This is a genomic window from Stutzerimonas stutzeri, from assembly GCF_002890895.1.
GTDB classification, from domain to species: domain Bacteria; phylum Pseudomonadota; class Gammaproteobacteria; order Pseudomonadales; family Pseudomonadaceae; genus Stutzerimonas; species Stutzerimonas stutzeri_AB.
Genome location: NZ_POUL01000004.1, coordinates 62,584 through 75,610 on the forward strand (window position 1 = coordinate 62,584; position 13,027 = coordinate 75,610).

General features: G+C 60.3%; 16 protein-coding genes. 15 read left to right on the forward strand and 1 reads right to left on the reverse strand.

What is annotated here, in order from left to right; all coding sequences use genetic code 11:
* The first annotated feature begins 12 nt into the window (after window positions 1-12).
* The 15 genes from fliH to flhB all read left to right on the forward strand — a co-directional run bounded on the left by fliH (window position 13) and on the right by flhB (window position 12,236).
* Window positions 13-801 carry a flagellar assembly protein FliH gene (gene fliH / locus CXK96_RS08525; RefSeq protein ID WP_102836050.1) on the forward strand — a complete coding sequence of 263 codons (789 nt, stop codon included), beginning with the start codon at window positions 13-15 and terminating at the stop codon, window positions 799-801.
* Window positions 791-2,149, forward strand: coding sequence for a flagellar protein export ATPase FliI (gene fliI / locus CXK96_RS08530; protein ID WP_102836051.1), 1,359 nt, complete (start codon window positions 791-793; stop codon window positions 2,147-2,149). Before fliH ends, fliI begins: the two co-directional genes overlap by 11 nt.
* A 3-nt stretch (window positions 2,150-2,152) precedes the next feature.
* Complete coding sequence (gene fliJ / locus CXK96_RS08535) at window positions 2,153-2,605, forward strand: flagellar export protein FliJ (protein ID WP_102836052.1); 453 nt, start codon at window positions 2,153-2,155, stop codon at window positions 2,603-2,605.
* A gap of 174 nt (window positions 2,606-2,779) precedes the next feature.
* Complete coding sequence (locus tag CXK96_RS08540) at window positions 2,780-3,085, forward strand: STAS domain-containing protein (protein ID WP_102836053.1); 306 nt, start codon at window positions 2,780-2,782, stop codon at window positions 3,083-3,085.
* Entirely contained in the window at window positions 3,085-4,788 is a 1,704-nt protein-coding gene (locus CXK96_RS08545; RefSeq protein ID WP_102836054.1) for a fused response regulator/phosphatase, read from the forward strand. The genes CXK96_RS08540 and CXK96_RS08545 overlap by 1 nt, the downstream gene beginning before the upstream one ends.
* Window positions 4,789-4,864: 76 nt before the next feature.
* Window positions 4,865-5,173 (forward strand): Hpt domain-containing protein, encoded by a 309-nt coding sequence (locus CXK96_RS08550; protein ID WP_418952678.1) that lies wholly within the window; start codon window positions 4,865-4,867, stop codon window positions 5,171-5,173.
* Window positions 5,174-5,295: 122 nt separating this feature from the next.
* Window positions 5,296-6,534, forward strand: coding sequence for a flagellar hook-length control protein FliK (locus CXK96_RS08555; RefSeq protein ID WP_102836056.1), 1,239 nt, complete (start codon window positions 5,296-5,298; stop codon window positions 6,532-6,534).
* A gap of 201 nt (window positions 6,535-6,735) precedes the next feature.
* Entirely contained in the window at window positions 6,736-7,266 is a 531-nt protein-coding gene (gene fliL / locus CXK96_RS08560) for a flagellar basal body-associated protein FliL (protein WP_102836057.1), read from the forward strand.
* A 12-nt stretch (window positions 7,267-7,278) separates the two neighbouring features.
* Window positions 7,279-8,250, forward strand: a complete 972-nt coding sequence (gene fliM / locus CXK96_RS08565; protein ID WP_102836058.1) for a flagellar motor switch protein FliM — start codon at window positions 7,279-7,281, stop codon at window positions 8,248-8,250.
* A gap of 40 nt (window positions 8,251-8,290) precedes the next feature.
* Window positions 8,291-8,761, forward strand: coding sequence for a flagellar motor switch protein FliN (gene fliN / locus CXK96_RS08570; RefSeq protein ID WP_102836059.1), 471 nt, complete (start codon window positions 8,291-8,293; stop codon window positions 8,759-8,761).
* Between the two features lies 1 nt (window position 8,762).
* Entirely contained in the window at window positions 8,763-9,182 is a 420-nt protein-coding gene (gene fliO / locus CXK96_RS08575) for a flagellar biosynthetic protein FliO (protein WP_102836060.1), read from the forward strand.
* A complete protein-coding gene (fliP, locus tag CXK96_RS08580) occupies window positions 9,182-9,958 on the forward strand; it encodes a flagellar type III secretion system pore protein FliP (protein ID WP_102836061.1) in 777 nt (258 codons plus the stop codon). Before fliO ends, fliP begins: the two co-directional genes overlap by 1 nt.
* 19 nt (window positions 9,959-9,977) lie before the next feature.
* A complete protein-coding gene (gene fliQ, locus CXK96_RS08585; protein ID WP_102836062.1) occupies window positions 9,978-10,247 on the forward strand; it encodes a flagellar biosynthesis protein FliQ in 270 nt (89 codons plus the stop codon).
* 36 nt (window positions 10,248-10,283) lie between these two features.
* Window positions 10,284-11,063 (forward strand): flagellar biosynthetic protein FliR, encoded by a 780-nt coding sequence (gene fliR, locus CXK96_RS08590; protein WP_102836063.1) that lies wholly within the window; start codon window positions 10,284-10,286, stop codon window positions 11,061-11,063.
* Window positions 11,064-11,099: 36 nt separating this feature from the next.
* Window positions 11,100-12,236, forward strand: coding sequence for a flagellar biosynthesis protein FlhB (flhB, locus tag CXK96_RS08595; protein ID WP_102836064.1), 1,137 nt, complete (start codon window positions 11,100-11,102; stop codon window positions 12,234-12,236).
* A 251-nt stretch (window positions 12,237-12,487) separates the two neighbouring features.
* Here the strand turns inward: flhB and sodC are convergent, their stop codons facing one another.
* Window positions 12,488-13,009, reverse strand: a complete 522-nt coding sequence (sodC, locus tag CXK96_RS08600; RefSeq protein WP_102836065.1) for a superoxide dismutase family protein — start codon at window positions 13,007-13,009, stop codon at window positions 12,488-12,490.
* Between the last annotated feature and the right edge of the window lie 18 nt (window positions 13,010-13,027).

Genomic DNA, 13,027 nt, shown 5'->3' on the forward strand with positions numbered 1-13,027 from the left:
TAAGCGAGCCGTATGTCCAAGGAAAACCCCAGCGACGTAATCCGCGCGAAAGACGTCAACGTGTTTGATCGCTGGGCCTTGCCGAGCTTCGACCCTCTGGGTGCCGAGCCGGAAGACCCGGAGATTGACGAGGAGCCGGTCGAAGACGAGAACTTGTCACGCAGCGAAGACGTGCCGGTCGAGGAAGTCAAACCGCTGACGCTCGACGAGCTCGAGGCAATCCGTCAGGAGGCGTACAACGAAGGTTTCAGTACTGGCGAGAAGGACGGGTTTCACGCCGGTCAGCTCAAAGCCAAGCAGGAGGCCGAGGCGGCGCTTACGCCCAAGCTGGATAGTTTGGAAAAACTGATGACTCAGCTGCTCGAACCCATCGCCGACCAGGATCGCAACCTTGAACACGCCATGGTCACGCTGGTCAGTCAGCTGGCCCGCGAAGTGATTCAACGCGACCTGCTGATCGATTCCAGCCAGATCCGCCAAGTGCTGCGCGAAGCACTCAAATTGCTGCCGATGGGCGCCAGCAACGTGCGCATCTACATCAACCCGCAAGATTTCGATCTGGTGAAAGCGCTGCGCGAGCGCCACGAAGAGACCTGGAAAATCGTAGAAGACAGTGATCTGCTGCCCGGCGGCTGCCGCATCGAAACCGAGCAAAGCCGCATCGACGCCAGCGTCGAGACCCGCCTGGGGCAGGCTATCAAGCAGTTGTTCGAACAGCAGCGCGAGAACGCCACCAGTCCACCCGAGGCTGACTTGCACCTGAATCTGGATCCAGGCCTGGACAGTCCCGATGCGTCTTGAGCGCACCAGCTTCGCCAAGCGCTTCGAAACCTACGGAGAGGCGATCAAGCTTCCCAGCCAACCGATCCTCGAGGGTCGGTTGTTGCGTATGGTCGGGCTGACGCTGGAAGCCGAAGGCTTGCGCGCGGCTGTTGGCAGCCGCTGCCTGGTGATCAACGAGGACAGCTACCATCCGACCCAGGTCGAGGCAGAGGTCATGGGCTTTTCCGGCGGCAAACTGTACCTGATGCCGGTGGGCAGCCTCGCTGGCATTGCACCGGGGGCCCGCGTCGTGCCGCTGGCCAACACCGGACGCCTGCCGATGGGAACCTCGATGCTTGGTCGCGTGCTGGACGGAGCCGGGCGTGCATTGGATGGAAAGGGCGGGATGAAGGCCGAAGACTGGGTGCCGATGGATGGCCCGGTGATCAACCCGCTCAAACGTCACCCCATCAGCGACCCGCTGGACGTGGGGATCCGCAGCATCAATGGCCTGCTCACCGTGGGCCGTGGCCAGCGTCTTGGCCTTTTTGCCGGCACCGGTGTCGGTAAGTCGGTCCTGCTGGGCATGATGACGCGCTTTACCGAGGCCGACATCATCGTTGTCGGGCTTATCGGCGAGCGTGGTCGGGAAGTGAAGGAGTTCATCGAGAACATTCTCACCGAAGAAAGCATCAAGCGTTCGGTGGTGGTGGCTTCACCGGCGGACGATGCACCCTTGATGCGCCTGCGCGCCGCCATGTACTGCACGCGCATCGCCGAGTACTTCCGCGACAAAGGCAAAAACGTGCTGTTGTTGATGGACTCGCTGACCCGCTTCGCCCAGGCGCAGCGCGAGATCGCCCTGGCCATCGGCGAGCCGCCCGCGACCAAGGGTTACCCGCCGTCGGTGTTTGCCAAGCTGCCAAGCCTGGTGGAGCGCGCGGGCAACGCGGAAGAGGGCGGTGGCTCGATCACGGCGTTCTATACCGTCTTGTCTGAGGGGGACGACCAGCAAGATCCGATCGCCGACGCGGCGCGCGGTGTGCTCGACGGCCATTTTGTGCTTTCTCGCCGCTTGGCTGAGGAGGGGCATTACCCCGCCATCGACATCGAGGCCTCGATCAGTCGGGTCATGCCACAGGTAGTCAGCGCCGAGCATATGCGCAATGCCCAGCGCTTCAAGCAACTCTGGTCGCGCTTTCAGCAAAGCCGGGATCTGATCAGTGTCGGCGCCTATGTGCCTGGTGGTGATCCGGAAACCGATCTCGCCATCGCCCGGCAGGCGGAGATGGTTCGCTACCTCCGGCAGGGCCTGAACGAGGCCGAACATCTGGCCCAGAGCGAAGCGCTGCTGGCCAGCGTATTCAATCCCAAGGCAGCAGGCTAAACCTTGCCGGCCAGCCGAGCGGCGCGCCTGGCGCCGGTGATCGATATGGCCGAGCGTGCCGAGCGAGAGGCTGCGAAGCTGTTTGGACAAGGCCAGACGCAAGTCGCACAGGCCGAAGCCAAACTCGGCGAGTTACGGCAATACTTTGCCGATTACCAGCAGCAGTGGATGGCCCAAGGCAGCCAAGGCGTGTCCGGCCAATGGCTGATGAACTACCAGCGCTTTCTCTCTCAGCTCGAGTCGGCTATCGGACAACAGCAGCGCAGCCTGGATTGGCACCGCAACAACCTCGACAAGCTGCGCGAGCAATGGCAGCAACGGCGAGCGCGGCTCGATGGTCTGCGTAAACTGGTCGAACGCTACCTGCAGGAGGCGAGGACCGCAGCGGACAAGCGAGAGCAAAAGCTGCTGGACGAGTTTTCCCAGCGACTGTCCAGCCGGCCCAAACCCGATTGAAGCTTGCTGTGCCGGACTTTGGGTGCTAAATCTTCATCAGCTTCTTTACAACAGTGCGGCTGGAACTGAAGCTGCAGTCGTTGGACGAGGCGCCAATCGGCGGGCCTGCACCAACCCAGCAATAACGACAGCCGTGGCGAAAGGTCACGACCTCGTTCGAAACAGGAGTGCTAGATGACCATCAGTTCACAGCTATCGGCAGATGGACAGGAGCTGACCATTACGATTCAGGGGCGCTTCGATTTCAACACCCACCAGGCCTTTCGGGACGCCTATCAGAATGCCGGGAGCTCGCCCCGACGCTATGTGGTCGACCTCGACGGCGCGACCTATCTCGACAGCTCTGCTCTGGGCATGTTGCTCTTGCTGCGTGATCACGGCGGCAGCGAAAAAGCCGATATTCGTCTGGTCAACTGCAACCCTGATGTGCGCAAAGTTCTTGCGGTTTCCAACTTCGAACAATTGTTCGCAATAGCCTGATGCCTGGTCGGCTCTCCATACTCATTGCCGAGGATGGTGCGGCCGACCGCATGCTGTTGGCGGCCATCGTTCGCCGCCAGGGCCATCGAGTGACCACCGCGGCCAATGGCGCCGAGGCGATCAGCCTGTTCGAGCGCGAACGTCCGCAGCTGGTGTTGATGGATGCGTTGATGCCAGTGATGGACGGCTTCGAGGCGGCACAACAGATCAAGCGGCTGGCTGGCAATGAACTGGTCCCGATCATCTTTCTGACTTCGCTGACCGAGAACGAAGCGCTGGTTCGCTGTCTTGAGGCGGGCGGCGATGACTTTATCGCCAAGCCGTACAACCCCATCATTCTGGAAGCGAAGATCCAGGCCATGCACCGCTTGCGGCGATTGCAGGCGACTGTACTGGAGCAGCGCGATCTCATCGGGCGCCGCAACCAGCAATTGCTCGATGAACAACGCGCAGCCAAGGCGATTTTCGACAAGGTCGCCCACGCCGGATGCCTGAACGCCCCTAACATTCGTTACCGGCAGTCTCCTCGAGCACTGTTCAATGGCGATCTTTTACTGGCTGCTCAAGCGCCTGCCGGCAGGATGTTCGTGCTGCTCGGCGACTTCACCGGCCATGGTCTGCCGGCCGCGGTAGGCGCCATGCCGTTGGCAGAAACCTTTTACGGGATGACAGCCAAGGGCTATTCGAGCAACCAGATCCTTCGCGATATCAACGCCAAGTTGAAACTGATCCTGCCGGTGGAAATGTTTTGCTGCGCGACCTTTCTCGACATCAACCTCGAGCAGGGGATCCTGCGTGTGTGGAACGGCGGTTTGCCGGACGGCTATCTGCTCAAGGCGGACGGCGATTGGTTGCCTTTGCGGTCCAGACATCTGCCCTTGGGCGTGCGTGAAGCGTCATCATTCGATGACAGCTTCGAGACACTCCCCTTGGCGATGGGAGATCGCTTGTTGCTGTTGTCAGACGGGTTGCTGGAGAGCCGCAACGCTGACGATCAGCTGTTTGGCGAACAGCGGTTGCTTGCAGTGATTGAGGCCAACCGCAACCCGGCGACACTGTTTGACGACATTCAGGAGGCGCTGCAGGCCTTTCATGGTCAAATACTTGACGACCTGAGCCTCGTCGAAGTGAGCATGTTGGCGGAGTCGGAGGAGACTGCAGCCCACCTTTCCCATGTCTATCCGTTAGGAAGTCGGGAGTTGCGTCCGCGGGACTGGACGACCTGCTTCGAGTTGCGGCCTGACAGCCTGCGCACGGCCGACCCTTTGCCTATGACTATGCAGCTGCTGCTGCAGATTTCACCCTTGCGCTATCGGGTGGGAACAATTTTCACAGTGTTGAGCGAGCTTTATTCCAATGCCATGGAGCATGGGGTGCTGTTGCTCGATTCATCGATCAAGAGCGACGCGGAAGGCTTCGCCAGTTATTACCGGGAGCGTCAGCGACGCCTGGAAGCGCTTGACGAGGGGTTCGTGTCCATCGAGTTGACCGTCAAGTCTGAAGGGGGCAGCGGATATCTGCGCATTACTGTCCGCGACAGTGGGCCGGGCTTCGATGTGCAGCGTGCGCTGAATCAGCAGTACTGCAGCGAGCAGCTGGGTGGGCGAGGCCTGCGTATGATCCGCCAGTTAAGCGAGCGCTTTTATTGGCAGCCTGATGGCAAGGTGCTCAACGTAGAGTTTCACTGGGTCGGTCATGCATAATCTGCCGTTTACAGCCAGGAGCATCTCCGTGGCCGAACATCTCGACAGCAGCGTGCTGGGAACTCTTCAGGAAGTGATGGAAGCGGAGTACCCGGTACTGCTGGATACTTTTCTCGTCGATTCGGAAGAGCGACTGCGCCTGTTACAGGCGGCCTGCCGGAGCGGCCAAGCAGAGAGCCTGCGCCAGGCTGCGCACAGTTTCAAAGGGAGCTGCAGCAATATGGGCGCCGCGCTGCTGGCAGAACTTTGTCGCGAGATGGAAGAAACCGCCAGGCGCGATCAGCTCGACGAGGCGCCAGCGCTGATCGAGCGCATAGAGCGCGAATTTGCCATTGTGCGCATTCTCTATCGGGCCGAACGCCAGCGTTGGAGCGGACCTGCCTGATCAACGCCTGTACCCGCAGATCCGCTGCGGGTCGCTAAGTTGCCTTTGACTCATCACCACCTGCCGGCTGGCCCGGAGTTTGCTTGGGCATCTACACGTCCCCACTCCCAGCGGAAAGATCCATGGCCGTTTCCCCCGATCTGTTGCTCAATATCAAGGCCCCGACTGCCGTCGCCAAGTCGGCGGGCGCATCCCCCAAGCCTGCTCCACAATCCAGTCGGGACGAGGCCTCCAGCTTCGCTAACGTGTACGCAAAAGAGCGTCAGGGCAAGCCTGCCGAGGCGCAAGGTGCGTCGGCGAAGCCAGTCCGAAACAAGGCCGCCGACGAGGAGCCGAGTCAGGAAACCGACAAGGCCAGTGGCGTCGAAAAGCCGGCCGCGAACGAGACCGGCAACGATTTGCCGGCCAATCTCGAGACGGTCGATGACAGCGCTCCGACCGCCGAAGCCGAGCTTGATCCGTTGCTGCTGTTCGGCATGGGCGGGCAGGGTGAGGTCAGCACGGAAGCGGTGGTCGAAGAGCCGCCGTTGACGGGCAGTGAGTTTTTGGTTGGTCTGGCGCAGCCACAAGCGGTTGCAGAGGGTGTTCCGGCAGATGGCGAAGCGGTGCTGACTGGGCAGCGGACGCTGGACATTCAATCCACCGTTCAGAAGAGCCCTTTAGTGGCGAGCCTTGCTCCGGCCGAAGAGCCCACGTTGGACGCCCAAGAGGCAGTCTCGACGAGCCTGTTGGGTGAAAAGCTGGTCGACGAAGCGGCCGAAAGCTCACCGGAGGAAGGCTTCGCCGAGCTACTCGAGCAACTGGAAGCGCCTAAAGAAAGCCGCACGAGCGCCAGCGAAGCCGCGATCAATCGTCTGAACCCCCTGACCCAGGCGATCGCGCAGCAAAACCAGATGCAGCAGATACTTAAGCCGCCAATGGTGCCGGGCCAACCGGTACAGATGCAGCAGTCTGGCTGGAGTGAAGCGGTGGTGGATCGGGTGATGTGGTTGTCGAGCCAGAACCTCAAGTCGGCCGAGATCCAGCTTGATCCAGCCGAGTTGGGCCGCATGGAGGTCCGTATCGACATGACCAAGGATCAGACCCAGGTAACCTTCCTCAGTCCGCATGCTGGCGTACGCGATGCGCTGGAAGGGCAGATGCAGCGATTGCGCGATATGTTCACCCAGCAGGGGATGACAATGGACGTAAACGTCTCTGACCAGTCCCGAGGATGGCGCGGTGACGGCGGCGGCGAGTCGCGAGACCGAGGCATCGCCGGTGTATCGGCTGCAGGGGAAGATGAGGTCGTGCAAGGCAGCATGGAAATCAGCTCCGCACGTGCCGGTGGCGACCGCGGCTTGGTGGATTACTACGCGTGACCATCACAGGCTGACCGGAACCGGGCTTCTAGCCCGGTTTTTTTTGCCCGCGCTCATTGCGGTTCTGACTATTCGTCTGCAAAAAGAGGACGCAGCATGGCAATCGTTTACGCTGCCTGTTCGCTAGTCGATACTTTGGCACAGCAGTTGCTCGCATCGTGATGAAGCGAGTGAAAACACTTGTGATGACGGATATTTGGCATGGCAAAGAAACAAGGACCTCCGGACGTCCCGAGTCCTGCGGCTGCGACCGAAGGGAAGGGCAAGCTCAAACTGATCATCATGATCGTCCTCGGATTGCTGCTGGCTGTCGGGGTGTCGGTCGGCGCTACCTTGTACTTCATGTCTAAAGGTGAGGCAGACAAGCCGGCGGACGAGGCTGCAAGCGAAGATGCCGCGCCCCAGCGCCAGGCGGCAATCTACGAGGTGCTGGCGCCGGCTTTCATTGTCAACTTCACCAATGCCGGTGGGCGTCAACGCTACATGCAAGTCAGTGTTGCGCTGATGTCTCGCGATCAGGCAGCGCTCGACGGATTGAAGGAACACATGCCCCTGTTGCGCAATCAACTGGTCATGTTGTTCTCAAGCCAGGACTTTGCCAGCCTGGCGACGCCGGTGGGGCAGGAAATGCTGCGTCAGCAGGCGACCGCCAGCGTTCAGGAGCTGGCGCAGAAGGAAATCGGCAAGCTCGCGGTCGAGCAAGTGCTGTTCACCAACTTCGTATTGCAATAGGGGTCGTTCCAGATGGCTGTTCAAGACCTGCTCTCGCAAGACGAGATCGACGCGCTCCTGCACGGAGTTGACGACGGTCTGGTCGATACCGAAAGCGATTCCGAACCGGGCAGCATCAAGAGTTACGACCTGACCAGCCAGGACCGCATCGTTCGCGGACGCATGCCCACCCTGGAGATGATCAACGAGCGTTTTGCCCGCTACACACGCATCAGCATGTTCAACCTGCTGCGCCGTTCGGCAGATGTTTCGGTCGGCGGCGTGCAGGTGATGAAGTTTGGTGAGTACATACACTCGCTGTATGTACCGACCAGCCTCAACCTGGTGAAGATCAAGCCTCTGCGCGGTACGTCTCTGTTCATCCTCGACGCCAAGCTGGTGTTCAAGCTGGTGGATAATTTTTTTGGTGGTGACGGTAGGCACGCCAAGATCGAGGGCCGGGAATTCACCCCCACCGAATTGCGCGTGGTGCGAATGGTATTGGATCAGGCCTTTGTCGACCTCAAGGAAGCCTGGCACGCAGTGCTCGACGTGAACTTCGAGTACGTGCATTCGGAAGTGAATCCGGCGCTGGCCAACATCGTCAGCCCCAGCGAAGTGGTGGTGGTGTCGACGTTTCATATCGAGCTTGAAAGCGGCGGCGGCGATTTCCACGTCACCATGCCGTACTCGATGATCGAGCCGATCCGCGAGATGCTCGATGCAGGTTTCCAGTCCGATGTCAGCGATCAAGACGAGCGCTGGGTCAACGCGCTGCGCGAGGACGTGCTCGATGTGAATGTGCCGCTCAGTGCGACGGTGGTGCGGCGTCAGCTCAAGCTGCGCGAGATTCTCAACATGCAGCCGGGCGACGTGATCCCGGTGGAAATGCCCGAAGACATGATCATGCGCGCCAATGGCATGCCGGCTTTCAAGGTCAAGCTGGGTGCGCATAAGGGCAACCTGGCCCTGCAAGTGCTCGAATCCGTATTGCGACCACGTTGATTCAGTCTTTATTCAATTACCCGCCGGTCGAGGATTAGCGATGGCAGACGAACACGAAAACACTTCCGCCGACGAGCAGGCGCTGGCGGATGAATGGGCTTCGGCGCTGGCTGAGGCCGGTGACGCCAATCAGGATGACATCGATGCCTTGCTGAATCAGGGGCCGGCGGCAGCGCCAGCGCCGCCTCGTGCGCCGCTGGAGGAGTTTGGTAGCAGCCCCAAGGCGGCCGCGGTGCCCGCTGGCCTGGAAGGTCCTAACCTGGACGTTATCCTGGATATCCCGGTATCGATCTCCATGGAGGTCGGCAGTACCGAAATCAGCATTCGCAACCTGTTGCAGCTCAATCAGGGTTCGGTGGTCGAGCTGGACCGCCTGGCCGGCGAGCCGCTGGATGTACTGGTCAACGGCACGCTGATCGCGCACGGCGAAGTGGTGGTCGTGAACGAAAAATTCGGCATTCGTCTGACTGACGTGATCAGTCCGAGCGAACGCATCAAGAAGTTGCGCTGACATGCGCTTCCTGGCGCTCCCCTCGCTGTTACTGGCTTTGCCAGCGCTGGCCGCTGAGCCCGCAGCAAGCATGAGCAGCAGCGGCATGGGCACCCAAATGACCAAGTTGCTGCTTGGCCTGCTGCTGGTCATCGGGCTGATCTTCCTGCTCGCCTGGCTGTTGCGCCGGATGCAGCAACTGAACCCGCGCAGCAATCAGGCGATCAAGCTGATTTCCAGTCATGCGCTTGGCCCTCGCGAGCGGCTGGTGTTGGTGCAGGTCGGCAGTGAACAGGTTCTGCTTGGTCTGAGCGCCGGACGAATCACCCCATTGCATGTGCTCGAGGAGCCGGTACACCTGCCGGATGCCGAGCCTGCCAACGCGGAGTTTGCCCAGCGCCTGATGGAGCTGCTCGGGCGGGACAATAAGGACAAGCCCTGATGCTTCGATTGTTGTTGGCGGCCCTGCTGATCCTGGCCGCCCCGTTTGCCGTGGGCCAGGATGCAGGAGGGCTGATCAGCCAGGGTGACAACCCCTTGTCGATACCGGCCATTACCCTGAGTACTGACGCGCAGGGACAGCAGGAATATTCGGTCAGCCTGCAGATTTTGCTGATCATGACCGCGCTGAGCTTTATCCCGGCGTTTGTCATGCTGATGACCAGCTTCACCCGGATCATCATCGTTTTTTCCATCCTGCGTCAGGCGCTGGGCCTGCAGCAGACACCGTCGAACCAGATCCTTGTCGGCCTGACCATCTTTCTGACGCTGTTCATCATGGCGCCGGTGTTCGAGCGGATTAACAACGAGGCGGTACAGCCCTACTTGAATCAGCAGCTGTCGGCGCCAGAGGCTATTTCACGCGCCGAGGTGCCGTTGAAAAACTTCATGCTCGCCCAAACCCGCGAGAGTGATCTGGAGCTGTTCGTGCGACTGTCGCGGCGGACCGATATTCAGACTCCGGATGCGGCGCCACTGACCATCCTGGTTCCTGCCTTCGTGACCTCCGAGCTTAAAACCGCGTTCCAGATCGGCTTCATGATCTTCATTCCGTTCCTGATCATCGACATGGTGGTCGCCAGCGTGCTGATGGCGATGGGCATGATGATGCTCTCACCGCTGATCATTTCGTTGCCATTCAAGATCATGCTGTTCGTGCTGGTCGACGGCTGGGGTCTGATCATCGGTACGCTCGCCAGCAGTTTCGGCACGCTCTAGGGCCTAGACGGAGACACTCATGACACCCGAAGTCGCGGTTGACCTGTTTCGCGAAGCGCTCTGGATGACCGCCTTGATTGTCGGTGTGCTGGTCGTGCCCAGCCTGCTGGTCGGCCTCGTGGTCGCGATGTTCCAGGCGGCCACCCAGATCAACGAACAAACCTTGAGCTTTTTGCCGCGCCTGTTGGTCATGCTGCTGACATTGATCTGGGCCGGACCCTGGTTGGTTCGTGAGCTCATGGAGTACACCCAGGGTCTGGTTCAGAACATTCCGCTGATCATCGGCTAGCCATGATGATCGAAGCCTCTCGCAAGCGGTGCGCCAGTGCTTGAGCTCAGCGATGCTCAGATCGGGGCCTGGGTCGGGCAATTTCTGCTGCCGTTGTTTCGGATTGCAGCGCTGCTGATGAGCATGCCGATCATCGGCACCCAGCTGGTGCCAATGCGGATTCGGCTTTACCTGGCGGTCGCGATTGCAGTCGTCCTCGTCCCGGGGTTGCCGGCGGTGCCAGTGGTGGAGGCGTTGAGCGGGCAGGCACTGGTGCTGATTGCGGAACAAATCCTGATCGGGGTCATGCTGGGCTTCGTGCTACAGCTGTTCTTCCAGGTGTTCATAGTCTCCGGTCAGCTGCTTGCCATGCAGATGGGCCTTGGGTTCGCGTCGATGGTCGACCCGGCCAACGGCGTCTCGGTGCCGGTGATTGGCCAGTTCTTCAACATGCTGGTGATTCTGCTGTTCTTCGCCATGAACGGGCACCTGGTGGTGCTGGAAATTCTCACCGAGAGTTTCACCACTTTGCCGATCGGTGGTTGGCTGGTAGGCACCAACCATTTCTGGGAAGTGGCCGGCAAGCTTGGTTGGGTTCTGGGTGCCGGTCTGCTGTTGGTACTGCCGGCGATCACCGCGCTGCTTGTGGTTAACCTCGCCTTCGGCCTGATGACGCGCGCTGCGCCGCAGTTGAATATCTTCTCGATCGGTTTTCCGCTGACGCTGGTGCTGGGTTTGATCATCGTCTGGATCGGCATGGCCGACATTCTTGCGCAGTACCAGACCTTCGTCAGTGAAGCGCTGGCGATGCTGCGCGAATTGATCGGCCTACGCTGATGCTCATTTGTTCCCTAACGCTGCCGGAGGCCGAATATGGCTGAGAGCGAAAGCGGCGCCGATAAAAGCGAGGAACCCACGGAGAAACGCATCCGTGAGTCGCGTGAAAAAGGCCAGCTGGCCCGTTCCCGCGAACTGAATACGGTGGCGGTGACACTGGGTGGTATTGGCGGTTTATTGGCGTCCGGCGGCAGCCTGGCCGGCAGCCTGATGGCCATCATGCAGGGCAGCTTCGAATTGAGCCGCGAAACGCTGTTGGACGAAGGCTCTATGGTGAGGCTGTTGATGGGCAGCGGCATGATTGCGTTGGAAGCCATCATGCCGCTGCTGATCGTGCTGCTGCTCGTCTCGATCATCGGGCCGATCTCGCTGGGCGGTTGGCTGTTCTCAGCCAAGGCGATGGCGCCTAAATTCAGCCGTATGAACCCCGGGCCCGGCCTTAAACGGATGTTCTCGACCAAAGCGCTGGTCGAGCTGCTGAAAGCGCTGGGCAAGTTTCTTGTGGTGCTGCTCGTGGCGCTGGCGGTCCTCAGCGCCTATCAGGACGATCTGCTATCCATCGCCAAACAGCCGCTGGACTTGGCGATCATGCATAGCGTGGAGGTGGTTGGCTGGTCTGCACTCTGGATGGCCTGCGGGTTGATCCTGATCGCTGCAGTGGACGTGCCTTTTCAGCTCTGGGACAACAAACAGAAGCTGATGATGACCAAGCAGGAAGTGCGCGACGAGTACAAGGACAGCGAGGGCAAACCTGAAGTCAAATCGCGGATTCGCCAGTTGCAGCGCGACGCGGCTCAGCGGCGGATGATGCAGGCGGTGCCGGAGGCGGACGTCGTCATCACCAACCCGACGCACTTTGCCGTGGCGCTCAAATACGACGGCAGCAAGGGTGGGGCGCCAATGCTGGTGGCCAAGGGTGGGGATTTCGTCGCCCTGAAAATTCGCGAAATCGCCAACGAACATCAGGTGACGGTGCTCGAATCACCGGCTCTGGCGCGAGCGGTTTACTACTCGACTGAGCTCGACCGGGAGATTCCGGCAGGCCTGTATCTTGCGGTAGCGCAGGTCTTGGCCTACGTCTACCAGTTACGCCAGTACCGCTCCGGCAAGGGCAAGCGGCCGGATCCGTTGAGCAGCTTGCCGATTCCGCCGGACTTGCGCCGCGATGAATGATCGAATGGGAATACGCTTGGCGTGAAGCGCGAACCTGGCGCCTTGCGGAGGGAGCAAAAGTAGGGATGCGCATGCGAGAGGGATATTGATTGGCCTGCCAGGACAGGTTCTTTCTTCCTCTTTGGCAGGAGCCCACCCTGCATCCGTCAAACCGCGCACAGGGCCCCATAGGGTGGGATTCAGCCAACCCTTGCGGGCCTGAAGCTGGCCGGTAAGGCCAGCCTGCCTTATGGCTTAAGCCGCAAGTGGCGTTACTCGATTACCCCACAGGCTACTCGTGCGCCGCCACCGCCCAGCGGTTTGGGCTCGTCGGAATAGTTGTCGCCGCCTTCATGAACCATCAAAGCGTGGCCTTTGAGATCGCCGAGGCTTTTCAGGCGTGGTGCCAATACCGGTTGGTTGGCCTTGCCCTCAGCGTCAACCACCAGGACCGGCAGATCTCCCATGTGGCCTTCACCCCAGGGTTCGCCATGCTTGCCGGCGTTCTTGGGGTCCCAGTGACCGCCAGCCGCAACCGCTGCTGCCGGTTTGCCGTCTTTCTCTGCTGGCTGGCAACTGCCATTGGCGTGGACATGAAAGCCGTGCGCGCCGGCATTCAGGCCAGACAGGTCGGGGCGAAATACCAGGCCCTGATCGGTGGTTTCGATCTTCACGGTGCCGACGGCGCTGGCGATGCCCTGGTCATTGACCTTGTTCATCTCGACCGTAAGGGTTTCGGCCTGTACGCCCATTGCGGCGCAGCCGGCCATTGCAGCGATTAACCACTGTTTCATAGCACGCTCCTGTTCTGA